The organism is Vibrio sp. MA40-2 (assembly GCF_047302445.1).
Lineage (GTDB): Bacteria > Pseudomonadota > Gammaproteobacteria > Enterobacterales > Vibrionaceae > Vibrio.
In genome coordinates this window covers 2060856-2084349 of record NZ_CP178628.1, presented here as the reverse complement: position 1 = coordinate 2084349, position 23494 = coordinate 2060856, and the positions used below count along the sequence as shown (strand labels likewise).

The window sequence follows — 23494 nt, the reverse complement described above, 5'->3', positions numbered from 1 at the left end:
TAGACGGGGAGAGAAGTTCATGACCATTAAAGCGATTCGACCATTACTTAACAAGCACCGTTGCCTAGCTTCATTCAGCTGTGAATATTGCGGAGGTAGCCACAGTTCAACTTGTGACATTTGCGATATGCCTCCATGCCGATGTGCTTGCTAATACCACACGCTTAATACCCACCATTAGCGGTTTACGAAAGTAAGCCGCTTTTGTTTTCTATGCATTTATCCCTGCAAACCAATCTATTAATAAAAAGGAATTTCCTATGAAAAAGACGTTAGTTTCTGTACTTATTGCTAGTGCAACCCTTGCTGGTTGCGGCGGTGGTGGCTCATCTGAGCCTTCACAACCATCCAACTCTACGTTGTTATCCGGTCGTGCTATTGACGGCTATATCATTGGTGCCACTGTTCATTATGATTTTAATTCAAATGGTGTTGTCGATCCTGATGAACCATCGGCTATCACCGAGGCTGGTGGTGTGTTCACTATTGAAGGTGACATCACAGAAGAGCAGCAAGCCTGTCTTGAATATGTCCCAGTGATCGTAGGTGTGCCTGTCGGAGCTATTGATGAAGACTTAGGGGAAGTAACTCAAGCATATGTACTTAACCTGCCACCAGCGTTCACGTTGCCAGAAGAGGTAGCGAATGGCTCCGTTAACATTACGCCACTCACCACAATGTTGTGGGAGTCAGCGAAACAGACGGTTGAAAGAGAGCAAGGAGCGGCGTATAGCTGTGAATTAGTGAAAGACAATGAACAAGTCCGCAATGCCATAAAAGACGCCATGCGTAACGTAGCGGGTGATTTAGTTTGGCATTTCAATATCTCAGAGGAAGAGCTGTGGAGTGATTACATAGCGGATGGTAACAGTGCGGTATACGATATTGCTGAGCAGCTTATGGCATCCATTCAACTTTCATTTGAAGAGACTTATGAATTGTCGCTTCAGTACCCATATGCACATATCAACGTGGCTCACTATCTTAACGATCCAACGGACTGGCAACGCCAAGATGATGAACAGCTGTGGTACAAATCGGTCTCTATTCGCCAAGGTAGCTTCTGGTCTGAATCCGTCTATGCGGTAGATGATAACTGGCTACCCGAACGTTTGGTTAGAAACTACCTACAAGAAGACAGTATCACTGACTTTGGCACCGTGGGTTATGTGAATGAATACCGTAATATGAGCTCTGATCCAAGCTTTGACGATTACATTTGCAGTAAATCAGAAACCTTACTTTCGAAGATGGCTGACACTGACAACCAATACGGTATGGAGAACAAGTCATCGTTCTATGACTTAAGTGAGTTGGAGTGTAATGAGGTTAGTTTGATTGATACCGCTGATAGCCAAAACATGACTCTTTCGACTGCAAGAGTGAGTGGTATGTACGATGAAGAGGGAAGCCGTTACAAGTGGGATACAGTGCCAAGTGAATACGCGCATTGGTTAGGCTTCAGTGCTGATGTGGAGAACATCGACATTGATGCATTAAATGCTGATATCGCAGCACTACCGCAAACTTATGGTTCCCAAGATTCTGTAGGATCTGACTGGTGGGAGTATACAAAGCGTTATAAAGAAGGTGATAGTAACGTATCTGAACACCGAACTAATGCGGCGACTGAAATGCCCAATGGCGATATGGTAATGCACTATCGATTTGTTTCTTATCCTAATGGGACGTTCAAATATGAGTGTGACAGTGGTGATGGGTGGTATGATTGTACGAAGTAGCCTTGCTTAAACTTGCGGCATAGAAGGGAGCAATCGCTCCCTTCTTATGTATGTGCTAGAAAGTGCAGAGTTACGTTAGATACCCAAGCTCGTAGCACGGACATAAACGTGGTAGGACAGTTGATTGACCTGACCCCCTCTTTCTAACCCAATCAAAACTTAATACGGTACGCATTCATTACGCCGAACCTAAGCCTCTTTGATCTACGCTAAGACCAAGAGTCTTTGGGCTATTCAGTTGCTTCTGGGTCATGCTAAGCTCGAAAGCACGATTGAATACCTTGGTGTTGAGATTGAAGATGCGCGGAGGATTTCAGAGAGTTGTGAAACATGAGGGAAAACTCATTGTATTTATATAAATTTCAGAGAGTTGACAAATACTCTATAGCTAACCTGTTGAGCAATTCTCTTTATTTTTCGCCTTCCGCTAACTTGAATGATCCTACAGAGTCAATATTCAAATTAGAATTACCAGATGAAGACGATAAATACTGTCCAGATTTGGCTTCTTTCGAAAAAACAGCAATTTTATCCATGGCTTCTGATGAAACAAATGCCTATGAATTGGCTAGCTCACTCTTCCATTGGTCTTATTACGCTGATGGGCTGAAAGGATTCTGTATGATTTTTGATAAGCAAATACTTATTGATAGCTTTGAAGAAAAGACCGTATATCACGATTCCGTCAGTTATCAGCACACCCCCAACATTCTCGTTGGGGATAGTTTAATAACTGAAGAGTGGGGATTGGAAGAAGTTCCCGGTAAAAACTTCAAACGTGACAATTTTAAAAGGTTAATTACCTCTGCTTACATGAATAAACCTGACTGCTTCTCAAATGAAAAAGAATATCGATTCATCAAAACTGGAGATGGCGAATTAAACTACAATCAAGTAAATGCTCTTCGAAAAGTGATTATTGGTTCTAAGATTTCGGAGCATGACCGGAAGCTATTGGAGAGTGTCATCAGGTTGACTGGTCAAGATTCAAAAATCCAATACGCTAACATCCGAAAAAACCGCTACCAAATTTTCATTGAGAATGAGTTGGTTATTTAGATAAATTGGAGCTTTACCTAAGATAAATCAAAGCCCACTTTCAAACAGATTAAACTCACACATAAAATGGGTAGTGTTGATGTAAGCGAGCTCGCATGCCATTCCATATATTGAATATCGTATAGCCTACAGGGGGCATTAATCCATGTTTAGCTCATTATTAACGTTTGATATTCAGAATTCAGCACCTTTAAAGCCTCTCCTATCCCTGAAAAGTCGACAGAACTACTTTCCAGTTGATATTTGCCTCCTGATTTCTGTTTTATAGGGGATGAGGTTACTTCAAACCTAACAATAGAGCCTTCCATTTCTAACAGATTACTCTCTGTTAATGATGTATATAACTTGTTGTTAAAAAAGAACTTTATTGATCCTCTAAATTGGTTCTGCCCATAAAAGCTTGCATAAAGTTCTGGGGTTGAAATTACCCTATGAGCATAAACACCTAAGCCACCAAAACACCAAACTAACCCTGATGGCTTTGGTGGAGTTGTTACATCAATAGCTGATTTAGTTAACATTAAGCTAATTGAATCTCCATTCACGGTTTTCCATAAATACCAGCCATTGTGCTTATAAAGAAGTTGCGTGAAAAAACCTAAGCTAAACTCCTCTCTAAAACCAACATCATAGTCTTTGAGGGAAGAGTTAAAAATGTCAGAGAACCAACCCATTATCATGTTTCCTTTTTAAGTGATGGAACATCGCCTTAGCTAATGACTCAACGAAACCGAATGTTTACATGCCAGCTAAAAACTCATTAGATTATTCAATATTTACTTCATTAAAATCGAGGGTATAGTAGTCAGGATTTAGAGATGTCGTCCAGTGCTCAAAAAAACGAGATGGGTATAACTCCCTGTATCCAGTTAATTGTTCAATATACTTCGAATTATAACCATATGTTATTGATTTTAAAGAACCCTTGCTAATTTTGAATAGATAAAGTACATCACGGAATTTTGCAAAATCTTCGAGACATTCCCCCATGCATATTCTATCAGTGTTATCAGTAATACTATCTAGGTAAAAATAGTGTCTACCATCCTGTTGTTTATAACAATTTAATTCTTGTGCTACTGTCAAAAAATGGTCTACGTTTCGATGAGAAGCTAGTGCCTCATCTGTAACTATTACCTTATCGGCTTGGGCTAACCTTAAAATAGACCTATGTTCTTTTTCGTAAATCCATTCATCACTCTTTCTTTGGAAAATTTCGAAAAGAAGTTGATCTTCATGAAAATTTGAATAGTCAACGTCGAAACTGTCTATTCGATATCGGGGTTGCTTCCGATAATTTATAGGTTCGAAAAAGCCATTAAATGGAGATGGAAAAAATGTGTAAGACTCATAAGTGAACAAGTTATCGAAAAAATCGAATAATTTTTCGTCATGTGCCGACTTCACCATGAATCCCAGAACACATCCTTTATGTTCATTCGCATAATGTGACCACATCAATAAGTTTTCTTTAGATTCGGTAAGGCAAATTACTCCAATCTTATTTTTATTGTTATTTAAGTATTCACATAGGTCAGTTTCTATCCCATGGGCATAATTTAACTCTATCGCAAGCTTAGTCAGTCCGTTCTCACAATAATTTGCTTCAAATGGATCATTTAACGCTGACAACTGAGTTGCTCGGATATATCCATCTTTCAGTATAAAATCAGGATTATCTACATATTTATACAATGTTTTCATGATTCATAGTTCGGCAAGAGATCTGTATATCAAAGTATACTTGCGGAATGGCTTAGTCACTATGTTGCCTAGTGAGGAAACAGCAACCGCTTGTCTAGGCAGTCCAGTCAAATGGTCGGCGATAACTGACAAAAGTGAACCTATTACGTACCGTGCATAATAGATTTATAACTCAACTACCGAGAAATCCCTATTTCTAGTTATAAGCAATGTGCATGTTTTGCACATTAGCTAGGTCAATGGCCAAAGCGAAACGTTCTGAAACGTTTAGGGGCATAAACGATTTAGATCCAAAGCCCTAAATCGTATAGAGCAGATTAGAAAAAAGTATCTTGAAAACTTAAACGCTTGTCATGTAGCTATCTAACAGCAATAAAAATTTCCACTTCATGAGCGCTTTTATAGTATTCAAAGTCTGTTGTGTATGCCCGTTGATATAGGCAGTATTCAGAATTAAAGTAAGTCCAAACTTCACCCCAAAGATCTATAACTGCTTGTGGCATTTCACCACTTGCTGAAAAAGTTACGTATTTGCCAGAGGTAACATTTATTTTTACTGAGTCTGGTAATATTTCTGGTGATAACGTATCCGAACAAGCGATAACGTCAAAAGCCCCCCTAAAATCAGACTCATAATTTGTATAAATGCCAAAAACTTTTGATTTTTCATTCAATTTTGGAGCTGCATTTGTGTAAAACTTTGCCCAAAGTTCTCCAATTTTTGCAGTCGATGGATTTACTTCATCCGCATTAGTTGTACGAATGACAAAACCCGTAGCCTCAAGACCGTTTACGTCACTGATATTCATTGTTACTCCTTATTATGTAAGGTCCAATAAAGATATGTGGCTCACAAAACCGATCGATTCTGCCGTATGCCATCTTAATTACTAAAACTAACTCATCCTAACAAGAGCAACAATGCCTGTATATAAAAACAGGGTTAGTAAGTGTTATTGTGCGAGTGAAAAGCATAATAATACTTATTGGAGAACGAATTGTTGTCTAATAATGGGAATGTGAATTCATTAACTAAATCCGATTAACTTTAGTAGAGCAAAAGCTAATGAACAGGCTATGAATGATTAAAAGATCTACCAAAGAATGGGGCATTTTCGTGTTTCATACCCTGTCTGCATGCCTCTGGACAAAAATCATTTAGCGCAGAGAGTTACAGGAACAGTGAATAAATAATATAAACTAATGGATACTTGGCTAATTTGGGGTGAGGGTTACAAACACGTCCATCGCCTGACCTTCCATAACTAAAAGAAACCCTAGTCGATACTAAATACACTAACAGCCAATTCGACATTGAACCACATACAAAAAACCTATCTTGTCCACCTGTTTCTTCTAATTAGAGGTGTACTTTAACCACCTCTAATTAGGGAACCAAATTCACTACTCCAACACAGTTTTTGGAATATTAATAATCTCTCCCTCGTCAAACCATCCTTGCTGGAGCGCTGTTCTAGCTATTTCCGTAGGGTTATCCGTGTAAGCAATAATTGCTAGGCTCTCTTCTGCTCGGCTACAAGTTACATAAAAGAGTCTTTTGGTGCGGTCGATACCCGTGTCTCTGCCGTCTTGTTGATTCCGGAGATCACTTGATGTAAGAGGCTTAGCTCCAAAAAGCTTGTCATAACTGAATGTAGTACCACGAGCCTCTTTATCATCTAGAATGATCATAACACGAGGAAATTCAAGCCCCTTTATCCCTTGATGTGTACCGAACTCTGATTCGTCGGAAATGTACTGGACATATTCTTTTAATTCACTGAACTTCGCTTTAAGTGCGTTATCCCAGGCTTCAATCGTTGGATTAAGGTCATTCTCGGCATCAGACTCTTGATACTCCTTTTCCTCTTTTCTAGCTGCGATCACCGCTAAAGTCTCTGGTAAAGGGAAAAGTCCGCTACGATGAACTTCTTTAAGTATATTATGTAGGGAGGGATCAGAAGCCTCATCCCACAAAGCATAGAGAGAATCAACAGCCTGCTTGGCTTTAGCTAATTCTTCTCGAGGACTATTACTTACTTGTAGGAGTTCAGGAGAAATAAGTGGTGAATATTTGTTTACGATTCGACTAATAGCAAATTGATTCCCTGTCTCCAAACTATTGAACAGTGGTAAAACTCGCTCTGAAAACAGAGTAATACAGGCATGTGTACCATCAAGCAAACTCGTCTTTAACTTTTCAACTTTATACAGTGGATCAAAGAAACTTGAAAAACCTCCACGAACCGCAGCCATATGGTGCTCTAAAGTAAGCGTTTTTCTATCCTCTATCCACCGTTTGTCTTCAGTAATTTTTGCCATTTCTTGGCAAACCGAGTACTCAAATTCAGCCTTATTAGTTTCTACTTGAGAATCTGCGATAAAAAGGCGAACAAAACCTTCTTTATCTTTAACTGGCAGTTGAACGTTTTGGTCAACATCCTCACGGATCTTATTGATAAGCCTAACAACCCGTCGCGGACAGCGGTAGTTGTACTCTTTTTTGGGTTTCAACCAGTCATCAGGTAAGTCTTGATCTAAATGCTCTTTACCCTCAAAGTAGATCCGTTGCATGACGTCACCAAATAGCCCCATTGAAAACTGCTCTTTATGAGACGCTTGAACAACAAATAGGGCTTCAATCAGATCTTTCTTGGTGTCCTGACTCTCGTCCACGAGCAGCACTGGAAACTTGCGAATAAGGATTCGTTGCAAAAGAGGTTTGCTTATCAGGAGTTCGACAGCAATACCTATTACATCAGTATGGTTTAGAGAGTCTCTGCCCGCATTTTCCCTATTGGGGTTATATGAAAACCTCTTAACTCTATCAAGCGAGTCAAGCCGCTTTTGTTTTGTTGCGATCTGCCGAGGCCTGTCTTCTGCCGCCTTTGTTCCTGCACGCCCTCTACGCTGAGCATCTTCAAGTTTTTCAATATCGGCTTGAAGACTAACTCTGAGTATTTCTCTGATGTCGTTTGGGTGGGGTTTTATAAGTTCCCAAACAAAACTGTGAATTGTTGAAACGCTGAAGCTTGGATCAAACTCCAAACGACGCTTGATTTCGTCACATGCTGCGTTGGTGTAAGTAATGATAGCGACTTGCTGAGCATTCGCTCGTAAGCGATGTACGTTGTGTTCACGAAATCGCTTGAGTACTTCAACCAATGAGCGAGTTTTTCCTGAACCTGCACCAGCAAATAGAAAAAAACTCTTGGGTGCGTCAAGGTTAAGACAACTATAGATATCATCATCAATAGAAGCAGAGGTGGTAACGTCTGTCATGGATTAGCCTCCAGACTCGATGTAGGTTGAACCAACTCGTCTAGGTTTGTTTTAAGCCATGATAACCCCTCATGTATATAATGCGGCGTTCGAAAAATACTTGGATCCGTTGAATAGAGTAAATCTAGCGCCATCTCTGCTTTTTTTGCACTCCTATCCAACGCATTAAACATTTCTTCACAGGTTTCATCAAGGGTTACTTTCTGAGTAGCATCAGCCATTTTCTTAGTGAGACCTGTTACTTGGGTTATACATTTGAACGTCGGGAGGTTGGCTAATACCAAGGCATCCTCGAAAGTGTAAGGAATAGCAGACTTAAATCCGGTTAGCCCTTTGCTGTCTGACGGGAGAGTAACCATAATTTTTGAGGGGTAAGCAACTCGAACCTTTCCACATTGAGAAATTTTCTGGTCTGAAGAAATTCCTATTACTTCATCCAAATCAGTTTTACCGGGAACCCAAGTCTTTAGCGTGTCATTTCCGGTTAGTTGATTTTTTCCTGTTTGTGGCCTTGTTTTTTTTGCCCTAAACTTGGGATTACCCTCAGCATCTTTTTCTCCAGTTTCTTTCTTTTCCAGAGAATCTAAATCAGTAATGATAAGCGTTGGTATGCCCAAGGCTTCAATTAACGGACGCAATCGGTGTGCATGACTGCCGCCAATTTCTAGGAGTGAGATATAGCTTCTATCCAGTTCGGGATAGTGATGTCTTATAAAGTGAGGTACCAGCATTCGCTCCGCAGGCCCCTCTATCAGGATTGCTGCATCTGCAAAAAAGAGGTCGCAGTGTGTTGATCTAAGGTAACGTGTTGCGAACTGCGCAGTTTCGATTCTTTTTTGTTCTTCAGGATCTTGCCCTTTGGGACGACGTTTGGACTCTAATCCGAATACCGCCGACATATTTACAACATAGGCACACGGGACTTCCTGAACAGCTGAAACTTGTTTTCTGCGGAAATAGCGTAAGCCAGTGAAGTCCACTTCGTGAGTAATATGGCTTGAGTGCGTGCTTACAAGCATCTGAGTAGAGAACTGCTTCATGTTCCCAAGGTCTGAGTGAGCTCTTAGAACGCTATATGCCTTCTTGATGAAGACCTGTTGCACTTGTGCGTGCAAGTGAGCTTCAGGCTCTTCAATTAGCATTAGGTGAAGAGGCTCTATGGGCTTGTTGCTGTTTTCTTCACGCTTTCCTGCCTTACCTACTCGCATCCATTCATCACGGAAGCGGATGAGATTAAAAATCATTGAAATAAGGTTTTGGTAGCCGAGTCCATTATATTTTTCCGGCAAGCAAAATCCGGCTGCCAAGGAAGTTTCAGTACGCAAAACGTTGAACTGAACTGCTGAGTCATGATTCAACCCTTCTAGAGGATTTACTTTGCTTGAAAGCAGAATTTGGGGATCACTGAAACCAGGGTAGTTAAGACCTTCCAGTTCTCCAATTGCGTTGCTGAAACTGCTCTTCAACTTTTGATCAAATGCGGCTCTAGCTGCCTCCATCGCTTCTAGAGCATCTAGGTCGCTTGCTTCAGGTAACTCATTTGGATTGAGGTGCTTGTCAAAATAACTCCTCAATTGAGCGGATAGACGTCGATCACTGTTTGCTGTTCCTTCACCTGAGTTAGGATCAGAAAAACCACGTTGTGCATTGATAATGTCAATTTTAAACAAACCATCAAACGGGTCGCTATCCATTGCCTCCATATACTCGGTGATGGGTTGCGATGGTGTATTATTGGCCAACTCAGGATCCAATACATAAGCATTGATTGTGAAGTAACTATGAAGTTTTCGATCCAAAAAATCCCGCATTGATCTTGGCCATAATGCTAGAGATAACGAACTGTTATTGCCACTTCCCGTTTGACGAGATGCCATAGTAGTTTGCGCTGCCGAGTGAGCAGACGCATAGGCTTTATATAATTCTTCTGTGTCCTTTGGCTCTAAAATCAACCGAGCACCGAGTAAGCCTCCGTCCCAATCTAGCGTTGGCAGCAAGTGTCTGACATAATGGATTTTTGACTCATCAACTTCTAACCAAACATCAATAGAAGGTAGTTGTTCGCGCCAAATGTCTAAGGCAAAATCCGGCTGTTGGTCCTCGCCGATACGAAGCCAATCAGAGCCGATTTTTTCTATGCCTGCCCAATTTGAAAGGGTAATGTCTGTAGTAGATAGCTCTTTTCGCTTTCCTTTTTTTAAAAACATGATCAGCGCATCCATTGCTGAGGTTTTACCGCTGTTATTCGCGCCAACAAAAATTGTACTAGTTTCAGCAAGTTCTATACGGCAGCTCTTTAACTTTCGAAAGTTTTGGATGTCTATATGGACAATTTTCATTGATATGTTCCCAACCTCACTTTGGTTTCACCTCGTTTTCGTGGCTCTTTACTATTGATTTTTATTGTTGCGGGTTTATTTGCTTGAAATAAGATTGAATACCTACCAATGCAGTAGAGTTTCTCTTCTACTCTCCATTCCTGACGCGCAACACACCATCACTGTCTAATATTATCAGTGCAATATACTACAAAACGCATAAGGCGGTACTTGATTTTGGTCGCATAAGAGAACTAGTGATTGAGGTCCAGACAATCGGTAAGGGATAGCTTTTTTGAGTGAATGATTAGAGATTAGATGATTAGTTTTTATAAGGTAAAATTCACAGTATTCACACGTAGTGAAAAACTGGCTAAACACACAATGGGGCACTTCTGAGTTATGAAGTACCACTATGACGGTTCTGGACAATTCCTTGTTAGAGCCAAAACCTAGTTTTGGCTCTTCAGATTAGTTTGTTTAACAAATATGAGCCTGTCCATCATCACTGAGAAAGAGATAATCCGTTATTTCTATTGCGTATCGACAACTAAGAGCGCCTGTTCCATAAAGTTAATCCGACCCACTGGCATTCCGAACTTTTTGTACTTATAACGGAAGTAAGCAGACATGCGATCTTCATGCGTTGAAATAATAATCTGACGGTTTGCAAACTCAGTACGCAACAATTCAATGAAACCCGCCACATTAATTTCGTCTAATGTCTGTACCGGGTCATCGATCAGCAATAAACTGTGTTTCGCATACCGTTGATTAAGCGCTAACGTAAAAGACAGAACTAAAGCGGAAAGTTGACCAGAACTCATGGAAAACACGACATCATGGTCTCGCCCTGGCGTTTCATGGAAGGCAATTGAATTCCCATTGTTCTCAATGAAGATCCCTAACCCTTGTTGATAACTTTGCATCAGTCGACCTGAATAAATGTGAAACAAGATTTCGATCTCTTTCACAATTGATTCTAGATAGCGTTTTTTTTCGTTTTCGTATATTTCCTTGAGCTTTTTCAAGTGCCCTCTGACCTTACTAGCATTTTTTACCTGTTGGTCAGCGTCCTTATACGCCTGCTCACAAGTCGTTGCATATATTGAAGACGCAAGAGACTGTTGCTGTCGCATGTAGTTAATTTTCATCTCGATCTGCTTAAGCGTTACTTGCCTTACCGCCGACGAATCGTTGTTAAATACTACCCTATATAATTGGTCAAAGTCGTTATAAAGACAGCTGTCATCTACTGGTTTAAACTTAGAACGTACTCGCTTATCCAACTCAGACAATTGTAATTCAGCATTCTGATCAAAGCTCTCAACTAGCAGATCCTGAAATTCAATTCCAGCCACCTCCAACTGCTGGCTGTAATTCTGCAACCAATGGAGTTGCTCTTGACTCAGCGCAACAAGCTTACGTTTGAAAGCAACCTTATCTTGCTGTTGTTGCAGATAAATAACCAGTGCTTGCTCAATTGGTAACTGGTATGTCTTCTTAAATTCGGCTAACTGCCCAGTCAATTGACTGTTTTGCTGTTCAGCCAATAGCTGTAGTGTTTCTCCCTGTTTCTCGATCCCATTAAGCAGTGATTCAACTGAGTCCCAGCTATGACCACATATAGGACAAACTTCTGTAGGTTCTCCATGTAATTGGTGCTGTGTAAAAGCTTTCACCAACTGCTCACGCATCGACACTAGAACAGCTAAGCTCTCATCCAGTTTGTCAATCGAGGTAATATGCTGTTTTAGTAGTACGACCTGACGACCGAATTCGCTCGGCGTAATATTATCTGGGAGTAGATCCGTTAGGACATGAGGAAGAGTAAGCTGATCATGTTTGACAGCCTTCACTATATCCTTAAACGCATCAGTTATCTGTATAGCGGCGTCATATCGCTGTAATTCTAGCGCCCACGTCTGTTGTTGAGGGATACGATGCATAAACATAAGCATCCGCTGTTGTAACTCTCTCTGCGGCAGGAGCCTTTTTTTAAGTTCCTGATTATAAATATGATTTTCATAATGGGCAAAATTCTTAACAAATCTCCCTAGACGGAACAACTCGCCATCCGTTGATAGCCATTGCTCAAACTGTTGAACTTCACACTCTAAAACTTCCCGATCCCAGGGTTGATCTGTAGCATTGATTAATCGTTTGTAATCAATAGGTCCACCATCCGGTAACAGCTGCTGTTTGGCAGTTTCCCATTTAGCTTTTAGTGCTTTAACCTCCTGCTTTTTTTGCGCGCCACATAACTTACCGATTTTGCTAAATGACAGGTTGATAGTATTGATTTTCTGTTGGATTTCCCCAATTTCAAACAGGTGAGCGATTTGTAGCTGGCGATCTTTTTCTTTCTGTTTCAATAACCGAGTATTTTCTTCCTGCTCCACATAATGGAACAATTCAAAGTCTCGTTTATACTCCTCTCCTTGTAACTCAGAAAGATACCCCTCCTCATCGGAAACTGGCGAATTGCGCTCAGCTTCCAGAGCCGCTAATTCATATAAAGGTAACTTTAATTCCTTCAGTCCCTTATGCTTATCTAGTTCAGTCTTACAAGCCGCCCGTTCAAGGAACTTGGTTTGTTCGTCTATTACCACCTCGGCACGTATGGATAACCAAGCTCCCGCTTTTGCTTTATTAAATAGCCATGGGCATCCTAGTTTCTGGCTGCGCCCATCCACCGTAAGTTCTTCTAGCTCGACGTAACGCCGAATTGTCCCAGTAAATAGCAACTCTAAAGCATCAAAAAACGATGACTTGCCAAAGCCATTGGGACCATCGAGAACAATTAGGCGATCGTTATCAATGACTATTTCACGACGTTCAAAAAGTTTGAAGTTCTGGATTACCAGACGTTTAACAGTCAAGTTCATAGTCATCCTTGCCTAATTCTGAAGTCATAAGTGCCAATAAATTTTCTGGGGGGATTTCCTGTAAGGGATTTTGGTCAGCTATATTCCAGAGAGCCAATTCAGTCGCCCTCAAAATCTCAGCATTGGGCGACTTCAAGACTTTTTCCTGGATATTCTGTTCAAGGTTGGTCAGATCCGCTTTACTTGAGCCTTGAATCGTAAGTGCTGATACCTTTATCGCCAACCTGTACAGCAAACTTTGCCAACCTCCCTGATTGTACTGCGCTTTGTATGCGGTAAATGTCTGAGTATTAGTCAGAACATTGCGAAACACTGACTCCAGCCCATTCTGTTCAACTATCAGCTGTAAAGCTTCCAGTTCATCAGACGTATAAGGTAAAACATGCTTTTTAAAGAAGTAACTATCCTCTTCTGCGTAATGTACCATTTTGCTGGTTTTCTCATTCAAACTTTCGGTCTGCCATACAATCAACAAGTTAATATTTTTCTCAAGTGCAGGGTCTACCGTCGTTTTCTTGCAGTCGCTCAGCCAATTTGCCTGAAGCTCAGGAGAAAGCTCTGGTTCACCATGAACCACTAGCCAGTAACCCGTTTTATCCGGCTCGCTGTATTCATACAACTCCAATTTAGGTAAAGCTTTTCGCTCCATACCCTGCAATTCGAACAACTTTTCAATCAACTTCTGCATCTTTTAGGCTCTCAGGTACATTATTCAAAGAAACTAGCCCCACCTGTTGAAAACTGCCGATACTAGTTCCTATAATCGTTTCTTCTTCCGTGGCATCCACACCAATTTTCACACAAGTGATGGATGGCATATCTATAGCACTGGTAATCAACGCCCCACACTCAAATAAGCATTCAACATCTTCCTCAAGTGCCTGTTGCAAAATATCATGGCAGACCACGTCCTGATGTTCTGCTGCGGTATGAATCCCTGTTGGATAATAGAATCGACCGTCAACTTGCCATGCGAAATGCACCCTTTCACTATCTGGTTTCTGCGCTTTAACCAACTTATGGAAAATCGTAAACAGCCCCTGCCTCATAGAGTCACGGTCAAGCGTTTGGTCCTTAAAATCACTTAGTGTGGTAAATCGTCCTTTTCGATGTGGCATCGTTGCGCGAAGGAAAGCCTTCATACCTTGACTATCCAAGTCGGTAATCGTTGCTATGCAGTCATCTAACTTGGCGTATGCTGCTTGTGGTATCGTATCGTGCTGTTCGCAGAATTCTTGATAGTAAGCTCCAATATCAATTTTCAAGCGGCTAAGGAAATACTCTTCATTGTTAAATCGCTCATAATCGTCAGCTTCAAGAATTTCATAGATATCCGAAAACTCGATAAACTCATTAGCTGCAATTGCTGTCTGGTTCCGATTTGATTGGTGTATTTGGTGATGTACCATGACAACTTTAGTGTTCACTATCGCTTCGAGGATCTCTCGGATTGAAGTGCAAATTATTGCTTTCCAAGGAAACAAACAATCTACAACTGATATCATTTCCCTGATCTGAGCTTCAATATACCTATCAACTTCATCGAGTGGACAATAAAGCTTGGTATGCTCCTCATTTGCTCCTGGTTGTAGTGGATAGGGATACAATTCTACAGGTTGGTATTCCTGTTCGAATGATTCTGGTAGATCAATAATGTCACGAGCAACATGAAAATATGCCGTTTGGATACCCCGTTCTGTGGCATTTTCCTTTTGGCTATTAATGCCTGCGCGATAGCCAGAGAACAACGTAGCCTTGTAAGCTTTGACTTGGTGCAATGATAAGCACTGGTTTGCTCGGAAAATCGCAAAATCATCCTGACTTTCCAACTGTAGTTTAAGATCGCGATTCGCCTCATAGTCATTCGTCATTAACCGAAGACAATGATACAGAGCGAGCTTTCCCTGATATACAAACCCACTCCATGTTGAAATCGCTGTATGAGGATCGCTCTGGCGGTTTTGAGTCATATAATTTCCTGTCACCTAAAATCAGGCTCACCCACAAAGTACTCACGAGGTTTCGTAACACTTTCGGAAAGTAACTAACGAGCAATTATCTAATATAATTAATAAAGTATACCACCAAGCATATAAAATCGGACTTGAATTAGGTCAAAGTGGCTGGCTAATTAATTATGAAAGGAGCAGGTTCCAAATTTGGACATGGCCTGAATAGCAGGCATTTTGCCATAAAAAAGGTAATCTATTTAAAGTTGAGCACTAACACGAAAAGGGGCATAAAGGTTTTAGAGTAATGGCACTAAAGCGTTCTTGTCCCTGAACGAGCCTTGATTCCGCATGACGTAACGCATCTGAACAAAAAGCTTGTTACAGAGACAAACGGCATAGTAGGAAGCCATAACAGCCTCCTTCTATTATTCTCTTACTCTGCACTATCGCGCTCACCAATCCTTTCCAATATCCAATCTGTTACCTCTTCTTCTACCCACCCTACCGAACGACAACCTAGTGACACTGCTTTTGGAAACTGCCCTTCGCTCATGTACTTGTAGATAGTAGAACGTGCAAGGCTGGTTAAAGTCATTACTTCTTTTAGTTTTATTAATCTCATGATGAATTCCGGTTAGTTCAACTCATGAGATAACGAGAATGTGCATTTAATTACTCCACTGCGTAAATCACCACACTCCAACTTTTTTCAACCACACATTACCTTTCTGAAGCCAGTTAATCGCTAGCTTCCATCTATGCACATTTCTTGAACCAAACTAAACAGGAGGCACTTATGCCGTTTGTTTTCATTGCTGGCTTTATCGTTGGCGCAGGTTTGTACCACATCAACAAGGAGGCGAATGGTGAATACCCACCTACCCACTAAGACGCTAATCGAATTGTTCATCTATGGCGTGGTGAGTGGTTACAACTGGGCCAAACAACAAGATAAACAACGACCATAACTTAAAGCGGCCCAGCGTAGTTGGGCTGCTTCTATGGGGAAGGATTCCATTATTTTTTAGCCACATATTACTTGGATGCACATACCTTTAACGCACAAGAAGGAAAGTACATGCATTCAAATCATTACACGCCAAACGAACCTACAGAGCTTCGTCAAATCCTAGAGACCGCAGCGACTATGCTCGCAGCTAAGTATGCCCGTTCAGGTTCATTCACCAGTCCAGAAAACACTAAGCAATATCTACAGATGAAACTGGCGCATTACGACAGAGAAGTGTTTGCCGTGATGTTTCTTGATAACCAAAACCAATTGATTGAGTACAAAGAGATGTTCTTTGGCACTATCGATGCCGCTAGCGTTTATCCAAGGGAGGTCGTTAAAGAAGGATTATTGCTGAACTCGGCGGCGGTGATCTTTGGTCACAATCACCCTTCCGGTTTACCGGAGCCATCACAAGCTGATCGCAGGATCACTCAACGTATTTCTGATGCCTTGGCCTTGATTGATATTCGAGTATTAGATCATGTCGTCGTAGGTGAGCAATGCGTATCTTTTGCTGAGCGAGGTTTATTATGAATCAAACCATGCCGCATCGATTACTAGTGCAATATCTCAATGCACTTGTTGGGCAATTAGACATTCCCACCTTTGCCACACGTATCGCCCTTAACTTTCGAGTATCGAGCTACTACCAAGATCGTAGTGGTTTTCATCCTGTAGAAATCCAAATCAATAGAGCGACAAATCAATCAAACGGTAGTCATTGGTGCATCGTCTTTGTGACTAGCTTTGCTTATCCAGACGAACAAACCGAAAAGATGGAGGTCGAGCTTTACTTCAATTTTCTGCGTGGATGGTTCTATCAACCAGACATTGAACGTTGCGAGCTCCACCAGCCACAAGTAACCAGTCTATATCAAAGTTATGAACGGTCTTTCCTCAAGCAAATTCAACAAGGCTCCTTTGACGGTATACAAGCAACACTGGTCAATATCGACATACCCACTAAATCATCTATCGCATAACCACTAACCAAGGAGGCATACCATGCCAGCCGCCACCAAAATTCAAACGATGCAGTTTCACCCTTGTGTGCTGCCCATCTCTACTCGCTTTTACAAGGCCATCACTAAACAAGTACAGCAAAGCAATTGGGAGAACGACTCTGATTTATTCACCATTAACTTTCGAGACACGAGTTATAGCGCCGAAGCTGGTGGATATCATCCAGTAGAAATCATGATTCGCAATGAAGGTGATAAGTGGCAACTCTGTTACATCACCGACTTTGCCTATTCTGGTGGTGTCTATCCAGAATTAGCCATTGAGCTTGATTTCAATATTGAGAGCAACATATTCAGGCAGATGTTTTTGGCCCCGTGCGCTTTAGCACATCGAGAAGTGAAATCTTTCTATCGAACGTGGGAAAGTAACTTCTTGGAGTATTTATCTGACGGTGTGTTTGACCAAATCAAAGTCACCAAGAACTGAAAAGCATCCAAGTTCCCATTTTAGCAATTTGGGAACTTGCCAACCCTTATGGAACAAGGCTTTTCGTTTCTGACTTGCTTTGAAGTTCCTCTAATCATCATTTTCATCGAAAAAAGGAAGCTGCGTTATGGCAGAAGTTCAAGCGGTGAAAAACCGTGACACTATCCAGCTCATCGGCCACTTACTAGAAATACGGCATAGTAAGCAAATGTCAGACATCTGGAATGTAGGTATTAATCTCGCTTTACGGATTTCTGATTTACTGGCGATTAAGTTCAGCGATATTGAAGAAGACCGTCTAACCATCCGTGAGTCTAAAACGGGCAAAGTGGCGCAGATAGCACTAAACCCAAGAAGCTTAGAAATCATCCACCGCATTAAAAAGGAGAACCCCCATCACATCTACCTATTCCAATCTTACCGAAATCAGCAAGCAATAAACAAAGCTGCCAATCCATTGAGTCGTCGGGCTGTTAGTCAAGCGTTTTCATCGATTGGTGAAGAGATTAGTTTTCCGTTGGGAACTCACTCAATGCGAAAGACCAGAGGCTACCACCTTTACAAAAGCACCAAAGATATTGCGCGGGTGATGCGAATGCTTCGCCATAGTTCAGAAGGTGTTACGCTGCGCTACATTGGCGTGACACAAGATGATATTGATAATGACTTTAGGGAATTAGTATTATGAACAACGATATGAATAATATTAAACAATTACCTACTTCGAGTCGCCTGATGCGATTAAAAGAGGTAATTCAGGTTACAGGTATATCACGCTCATCACTTTACAAATACCTCAACGAAGGTCAATTTCCGCCCCCCGTATCATTAGGCGCTCGCTCTATTGCTTGGGTAGATCATGAAATTCAAGCATGGATAACAACTAAAATGAATCACAGAAAAAAATAGAGCAATACAAACTTGATAGATTAACTTTACAAAGAGGTTATTTGATACCTCTTTTTTTGCACTGACTCATATATATACCATAAATACTCTACAGAAAGTTAACTCTTACTCGTCCCGTAAAAACGCACCCTAGCATTACCACCATAAGGCTTTGTTTTTAACTTCGCCAAATAACTTAACCTAAACATTACAGCATAAAATGTGTCATAAAATGAGGGAGAACTCTTATTTAATTCATATGTTGGATTTTTTTTGGGAATATTAACCAACCCCTTCACATCATTCACTGAACATTTCATTGCACTCGCCCAAGCCTCTGAAATACGATTGATGGTATTATTTCTAGTACTACCAATCTTTCCAAACTTCCAATACACATTGAAATTTAAAGCTAGAGCGACATGGTAATGCCAGCCTTCGTTACCACTCAACTCTTTCACCCATACGTAGTTTATATTGCAATTAACTTTACGATTCTTATTTTTACTTTTCCTTCTTAAGTCATATTGAATTTTGAAACGAAGAGAATCAAAAAACTTCGATATTATCTCAGTAGGTCCTGAGTAACCTGTAGGAAACTTCAGCTCAAAGCGCATAACAAGAAGACGGTTATGATCAGACAAAGATTTAGCCATCATTAGTTCATTCGCCATTAATATTCTTTGTATTAATGGACCATGTTTACGTATAACACGATATCCATTGAATACTCCTGTATTAATTAAATTCATTTCAACTCAATACCTCTTATTTAAAATAAGTAATAACAATATCCACTTCACTTCATTCTTAAGGAATGAATAACAAATAACTCTTAATAATTACAATCTATATATATTACTATAACCGACAAAATATCGACCTCAACTAACAGCTAAACTAGGGAATAGATAGATACCTCTTTATTATTTTTAGGTTTAACCCTGTTGTTTGTCCTAACTTATTACTCTGGACTTATGCATAAACTACGCTACCTGTATTTCTATATTTTTCACTTATTAACCCGGCATTATTACGTTGATAATTAATCAAGATAATATAAATCAAATATAAGATTTCAATCCCAAATCAAGAATAAGTTTAGCTTCATCACGTTGATAGTTAGGAAAGAGATCGACGACCCTTGTCTTTGGTTTAATAATGATTTCACTTAATATATAATTGGGTTTTAGGTATTCTAATGCTTGTTCTAGGTTTTTTTTGTTTCTTGTCCCATATGGCCCAAATTGAAAAATATCATTTCGCTTAATATATCTAATACCTGAATTTGAAAGCGTTAGAAACCATTGCATTAAATTATCGGCATCTACTGCACACTTCGGAGGGGCAGAAAACACTTTCACAAACTGGCCAGAAAAATAGCTTATTAAATTAATTGACTCTAGGAGTGTCGCCGAAGAAATTTCATCATTTAAGTCGCCATCAAAGCAATGAATTAAAGCCGCTAACCTTGCAATATTTTCTGGTAACTTTGAGGCATGATCTGCAACTTGCTGAAAGATACCATTAGGTCTCATCTTTACTTCAATATCGTTGTAAACATCCTGCCATATTTTTTTAGCTTCATTGGAAAATCTAATAATTTTTCTATTGGTGTAATGTATCCGCCCCATAAACCCCACATTCAAATAAGCTGACTGGCAATTTATGCTCTTAACTCCAACAATTAAGGAGATAAGAGCATGGTTAATCGACGTAGTGACCAGGAATGGTTGGGACTTTTACAGCAATACGAAAGCAGCGCTTTAACCCAGAAAGAATTTTGCCGACAGAATAAGCTCGCACTTTCCACTTTCTTTACTAAACGACGCTCGCTGCAATTGACAGGTGAAAGCCATCAGAGTAGCTTTGTTCGCGCAGAAGTGGTTGAGCAAACTACCCGTTATCAAGTGGCTCAACCTGAACTGGCGAATATGACGCTCAGTTTTAATGATGTCGAGTTGAGCGTTCCGCAAGGAACACCAACCCAGTATTTGGCAAAACTCATCTGTGCGCTTCAATCATGAAAGGGTTAGTGAATCCCCCTACGATTTACCTTTATCGTGAGTTCGTCGACTTTAGAAAATCCATTAACGGTCTTGCGGCATTGGTTGAGTCTGAAACGGATTTGTCCCTGAACTCTGGTGCGCTCTTCCTGTTTACCAATAAGCAGCGCGATAAAATGAAGGTGCTCTATTGGGATAAAACGGGCTTTGCTCTTTGGTACAAACGCCTTGAAAAAGCCAAGTTCAAATGGCCGTCCAAGGAGAAAAACCAAGTGTTTACTTTAAGCCAATTTGAGTTAGAAAGACTCCTTGCAGGCTTTACGATAATCGGCCATAAATCGGTTGAAATACACGATTTTACAATGAGTTAATCACGATAAAAGTCAGATATATCAGGTATTCCTATGGTCTTTTTAGTATAATAAATGCCATGAAAAAGACGCCTGATATTAACCCTGACAGCCAAGATGTCGCCGAGCTTCAAGCGATGGTGAAAGCCCTGATGGCTGAAAAAGAATCCCTTCTTGAGCAGTTCAAACTGGCTATCGACCGCCAGTTCGCCAAACGTGCCGAAACACTCAAACCTTATGATGAAGCGCAGGGTGACCTGTTCAATGAGGTGGAATGTGAAGCCCCTGCTGATGAGCAAGAAGAAGTGGTTACGACCACTACAATCAAAAAAGTGCGTGGTAAACGCAAACCTCTTCCTAAAGACCTACCGCGTGAGCAAATCGTGCTGGACTTGGATGATAAAGAGAAAGTCTGCTCGTGTTGCCAGCACCCGTTGCATAAAATCGGTGAAGACAGCAGCGAAAAGCTTGAGTTTACCCCTGCGGTATTGAAGGTGCTGGAATATGTTCGCCCTAAGTACGGCTGTCGCCAGTGCGAAAAAGACGCAGATAAAGTCAGCATCGTTCAAAAGCCTGCCCCTGCCAGTCTTATCCCAAAAAGCTTTGCCACAGAAAGCCTGCTAAGCAACATCATTTTAGGCAAATATCAGTACGCACTGCCACTTTATCGTCAGGAAAGCCTGTTCGAGCAATCAGGCATTGAACTGTCCCGAACGACCATGGCACGTTGGGTCATGCAGGTCAGCGAGCACTTTACTCCGCTCTATCAAGCTCTGCAAAAACACCTTCTGGAGCAAGTAGTGGTGCAAGCGGATGAAACGCCGCTCAATGTCCTTAAAGAAGACAAGAAATGCTACATGTGGGTTTACGCATCAGGTGCGGATTCACCCGATGCGAGTCTGAAAGGGGTCAAAAATATCGTCTTGTTCGATTATCAAAATGGTCGTTCAAGGGCATGTCCTATCGCCTTCCTTGGTGAGTACGATGGTTATTTACAAACGGATGGCTACAAAGCTTATGACGGGCTGCCAAAGGTGAAACACCTTGGCTGCCTTGCTCACGCACGTCGCAAATTTATGGATGCCAAAAAACTGCAAGGCAAAGGAAAGGCGGGCAAAGCGGATATCGCGCTGGCGAAAATCCAAAAGCTGTATGCACTGGAAACTCGCCTGAAAGGCCAAACCGCAGAGCAGCGATTAACTGAGCGGCAAAAGTTGGCGAAGCCAATGCTGGATGACTTACATAAATGGCTGACATCGCAAAAGGTAATAGAATCGAGCCAGTTAGGTAAAGCGATAAAATACACGGTTGGTCAGTGGCCTAAACTTGTTCGGTATGTGGAAGATGGCCACTTATCTATCGATAATAACCGAGCGGAACGTGCAATTAAGTCTCTGGTTATTGGGAGAAAAAATTGGTTATTCTCCGATACACCGAAAGGTGCAGGTGCTAGCGCGATGCTTTACAGCATCATCGAAACTGCGAAAGCGAATGGGCTTATCCTTTACGATTATCTGGTTCAGTGCATGAAAGAGTTGGCCAAACCAGAGCCAGATATCGATTCACTTCTTCCTTGGAACTTCCTTCACTAATAATGCGCCTGTGGGTTTATGGGGCGCTCACGGTGTAATTAGCAATATCTAGGGATTCCGATAACCAATGATAAAGCTTTTCGTTAAATTCCTGTATACCGGCTCGTGAGTAATTTATCCCTGAAGACTGCCTAAAGCCAATATTGGATGATGGCGCACAAACAAGAAGACGAGCTAAGAATCCGTTACCACGCACACTATCCTTTGATTTTTTAATATAGCGATCTAGCGCACTTGATTGCGTCATTATATGGACGGTTAACCGAGCGCTTTCCACTGTGTATGAACCTACCACTTTCCTATTAACAGTAATATCATCACCACTCCACATTGCATTTAGGCTAGCTGTTTGCGCCATCGCTCGGCTGTTAAGTAACACTCCCCCTTCACTAGATCCAAGAAAAGCATTTGGTACATTCTCACTGAGACCACTCAGCAATGCTTCAATAGTACTATCTTCATATGTGAGCAAATTGAGTTTTGGTTTAATTGGTTTTTTTTCTTCAAGTTCGAGTAACTGGTTTGCCATTGACTCACATTCAAGTTCGTCATCCAAATTGATTAACTTTTTTATACGAGCGACTTTTTTTTCATGTAACTCAAGTTGAATCTGGTATTTATCTAATTGTGTTTGGTAACATTCAATATTTTCTTTTTGAAACGATTTGATTCCTTTTGTGAATAGATTCTCTACCGATGATTTACGCTCTCCTGATTCTGCAATCGTTAACCCCATTAGTGATACAGGGCTTACTTTTCCCGTGGGTATTTCTACATCAATAACGCCTTGCAATGCGAGTGAAACGGAACTAATAGCGGTCATATAGATCATCGAATCAGGCGCTTGCGTGATAAGTTTAGCCTCCATATAGGCTTTAGTGATTAGTGATGACGGAGAGACAATGGGAAAGACCTCCGACGAAATTGGAAATTGATATAACATATACACTCCTATCGATAACGACATTAAATGATCAAATATTGATACCCGCCTCTCTAATCACACCCTGCTATAGAATTATTTCTCATCAAATTTAACCAAGTTTGCATATCCCCCATCAACCAACCTACCGCTCTTGCGCCTAGTTTGATTTTCTGAGGAAATGAAGGGTCAAAACGTTTTGATGAAGGGTTTTGTTTGTCATAGATAGTCGATCGCGAAAGGCCCGTCATCAACATGACATCTTTGAGTCGAAGAATTTGGTTTGAACGAAGTTCTGAGTGAGTAGATAACATTTATAGCTCCTTAGTT

23 protein-coding genes and 1 pseudogene are annotated in these 23494 nt (G+C 41.0%); 11 read left to right on the top strand and 13 right to left on the bottom strand.

Annotation, left to right across the window (positions count from 1 at the left end):
• The first annotated feature begins 260 nt into the window (after positions 1 to 260).
• The 3 genes and pseudogenes from ACLKML_RS17080 (at position 261) to ACLKML_RS17070 (ending at position 2801) form a co-directional block, all read left to right on the top strand.
• Positions 261 to 1742: a hypothetical protein gene (locus tag ACLKML_RS17080; RefSeq protein WP_413284205.1), complete on the top strand. Its 1482-nt coding sequence runs from the start codon at positions 261 to 263 to the stop codon at positions 1740 to 1742.
• 163 nt (positions 1743 to 1905) lie between these two features.
• A pseudogene (locus ACLKML_RS17075) lies at positions 1906 to 2076 on the top strand (integrase); the annotation flags it as partial.
• Between the two features lie 11 nt (positions 2077 to 2087).
• Entirely contained in the window at positions 2088 to 2801 is a 714-nt protein-coding gene (locus tag ACLKML_RS17070) for a DUF2971 domain-containing protein (protein WP_413284204.1), read from the top strand.
• A 149-nt stretch (positions 2802 to 2950) separates the two neighbouring features.
• On the opposite strand, the gene ACLKML_RS17065 is transcribed toward ACLKML_RS17070, so the two are convergent.
• From ACLKML_RS17065 to ACLKML_RS17025, 9 genes are all read right to left on the bottom strand, one after another.
• On the bottom strand, positions 2951 to 3481 hold the full coding sequence (locus ACLKML_RS17065) for a hypothetical protein (RefSeq protein WP_413284203.1): 531 nt from the start codon (positions 3479 to 3481) through the stop codon (positions 2951 to 2953).
• 85 nt (positions 3482 to 3566) lie between these two features.
• Positions 3567 to 4505: a DUF2971 domain-containing protein gene (locus ACLKML_RS17060; RefSeq protein WP_413284202.1), complete on the bottom strand. Its 939-nt coding sequence runs from the start codon at positions 4503 to 4505 to the stop codon at positions 3567 to 3569.
• 359 nt (positions 4506 to 4864) lie between these two features.
• Positions 4865 to 5314 carry a GyrI-like domain-containing protein gene (locus ACLKML_RS17055; RefSeq protein ID WP_413284201.1) on the bottom strand — a complete coding sequence of 150 codons (450 nt, stop codon included), beginning with the start codon at positions 5312 to 5314 and terminating at the stop codon, positions 4865 to 4867.
• Positions 5315 to 5909: 595 nt separating this feature from the next.
• Entirely contained in the window at positions 5910 to 7787 is a 1878-nt protein-coding gene (locus ACLKML_RS17050; protein ID WP_413284200.1) for a UvrD-helicase domain-containing protein, read from the bottom strand.
• Positions 7784 to 10126: an AAA family ATPase gene (locus ACLKML_RS17045; RefSeq protein ID WP_413284199.1), complete on the bottom strand. Its 2343-nt coding sequence runs from the start codon at positions 10124 to 10126 to the stop codon at positions 7784 to 7786. The genes ACLKML_RS17050 and ACLKML_RS17045 overlap by 4 nt, the downstream gene beginning before the upstream one ends.
• A 512-nt stretch (positions 10127 to 10638) precedes the next feature.
• Positions 10639 to 12993, bottom strand: coding sequence for an AAA family ATPase (locus ACLKML_RS17040; RefSeq protein WP_413284198.1), 2355 nt, complete (start codon positions 12991 to 12993; stop codon positions 10639 to 10641).
• Positions 12977 to 13681, bottom strand: a complete 705-nt coding sequence (locus ACLKML_RS17035) for an ABC-three component system middle component 1 (protein WP_413284197.1) — start codon at positions 13679 to 13681, stop codon at positions 12977 to 12979. Before ACLKML_RS17035 ends, ACLKML_RS17040 begins: the two co-directional genes overlap by 17 nt.
• Positions 13665 to 14963 carry an ABC-three component system protein gene (locus ACLKML_RS17030; RefSeq protein WP_413284196.1) on the bottom strand — a complete coding sequence of 433 codons (1299 nt, stop codon included), beginning with the start codon at positions 14961 to 14963 and terminating at the stop codon, positions 13665 to 13667. The genes ACLKML_RS17035 and ACLKML_RS17030 overlap by 17 nt, the downstream gene beginning before the upstream one ends.
• Positions 14964 to 15378: 415 nt before the next feature.
• Positions 15379 to 15567: an AlpA family transcriptional regulator gene (locus ACLKML_RS17025; RefSeq protein WP_413284195.1), complete on the bottom strand. Its 189-nt coding sequence runs from the start codon at positions 15565 to 15567 to the stop codon at positions 15379 to 15381.
• 456 nt (positions 15568 to 16023) lie between these two features.
• Between ACLKML_RS17025 and radC the strand changes: the two genes are divergently transcribed.
• The 5 genes from radC to ACLKML_RS17000 all read left to right on the top strand — a co-directional run bounded on the left by radC (position 16024) and on the right by ACLKML_RS17000 (position 18315).
• Entirely contained in the window at positions 16024 to 16491 is a 468-nt protein-coding gene (gene radC, locus ACLKML_RS17020) for a RadC family protein (protein ID WP_413284194.1), read from the top strand.
• A complete protein-coding gene (locus ACLKML_RS17015; protein WP_413284193.1) occupies positions 16488 to 16940 on the top strand; it encodes a DUF2787 domain-containing protein in 453 nt (150 codons plus the stop codon). The genes radC and ACLKML_RS17015 overlap by 4 nt, the downstream gene beginning before the upstream one ends.
• 22 nt (positions 16941 to 16962) lie before the next feature.
• Positions 16963 to 17406 carry a DUF2787 family protein gene (locus ACLKML_RS17010; protein ID WP_413284192.1) on the top strand — a complete coding sequence of 148 codons (444 nt, stop codon included), beginning with the start codon at positions 16963 to 16965 and terminating at the stop codon, positions 17404 to 17406.
• 127 nt (positions 17407 to 17533) lie between these two features.
• Entirely contained in the window at positions 17534 to 18094 is a 561-nt protein-coding gene (locus tag ACLKML_RS17005) for a tyrosine-type recombinase/integrase (RefSeq protein WP_108168082.1), read from the top strand.
• Complete coding sequence (locus ACLKML_RS17000; protein WP_413284191.1) at positions 18091 to 18315, top strand: AlpA family transcriptional regulator; 225 nt, start codon at positions 18091 to 18093, stop codon at positions 18313 to 18315. Before ACLKML_RS17005 ends, ACLKML_RS17000 begins: the two co-directional genes overlap by 4 nt.
• 98 nt (positions 18316 to 18413) lie before the next feature.
• Here ACLKML_RS17000 and ACLKML_RS16995 read toward each other — a convergent pair whose 3' ends face one another.
• Complete coding sequence (locus ACLKML_RS16995; RefSeq protein ID WP_413284190.1) at positions 18414 to 19046, bottom strand: inovirus Gp2 family protein; 633 nt, start codon at positions 19044 to 19046, stop codon at positions 18414 to 18416.
• 312 nt (positions 19047 to 19358) lie between these two features.
• A complete protein-coding gene (locus tag ACLKML_RS16990) occupies positions 19359 to 19937 on the bottom strand; it encodes a DUF3987 domain-containing protein (RefSeq protein WP_413285918.1) in 579 nt (192 codons plus the stop codon).
• Positions 19938 to 19997: 60 nt separating this feature from the next.
• Here ACLKML_RS16990 and tnpA point away from each other — a divergent pair, with 60 nt between their 5' ends.
• The 3 genes from tnpA to tnpC are packed head-to-tail and all read left to right on the top strand — an operon-like array spanning position 19998 to position 22242.
• On the top strand, positions 19998 to 20321 hold the full coding sequence (gene tnpA / locus ACLKML_RS16985; RefSeq protein ID WP_413282882.1) for an IS66 family insertion sequence element accessory protein TnpA: 324 nt from the start codon (positions 19998 to 20000) through the stop codon (positions 20319 to 20321).
• A complete protein-coding gene (gene tnpB, locus ACLKML_RS16980; RefSeq protein WP_413282881.1) occupies positions 20318 to 20671 on the top strand; it encodes an IS66 family insertion sequence element accessory protein TnpB in 354 nt (117 codons plus the stop codon). Before tnpA ends, tnpB begins: the two co-directional genes overlap by 4 nt.
• A 59-nt stretch (positions 20672 to 20730) precedes the next feature.
• A complete protein-coding gene (gene tnpC, locus ACLKML_RS16975; protein ID WP_413282880.1) occupies positions 20731 to 22242 on the top strand; it encodes an IS66 family transposase in 1512 nt (503 codons plus the stop codon).
• Between the two features lie 16 nt (positions 22243 to 22258).
• On the opposite strand, the gene ACLKML_RS16970 is transcribed toward tnpC, so the two are convergent.
• Both ACLKML_RS16970 and ACLKML_RS16965 read right to left on the bottom strand, forming a co-directional pair.
• Positions 22259 to 23185 (bottom strand): DUF3987 domain-containing protein, encoded by a 927-nt coding sequence (locus ACLKML_RS16970; RefSeq protein WP_413284189.1) that lies wholly within the window; start codon positions 23183 to 23185, stop codon positions 22259 to 22261.
• A gap of 53 nt (positions 23186 to 23238) precedes the next feature.
• Positions 23239 to 23478: an AlpA family phage regulatory protein gene (locus ACLKML_RS16965; RefSeq protein ID WP_065675568.1), complete on the bottom strand. Its 240-nt coding sequence runs from the start codon at positions 23476 to 23478 to the stop codon at positions 23239 to 23241.
• Positions 23479 to 23494 lie beyond the last annotated feature (16 nt).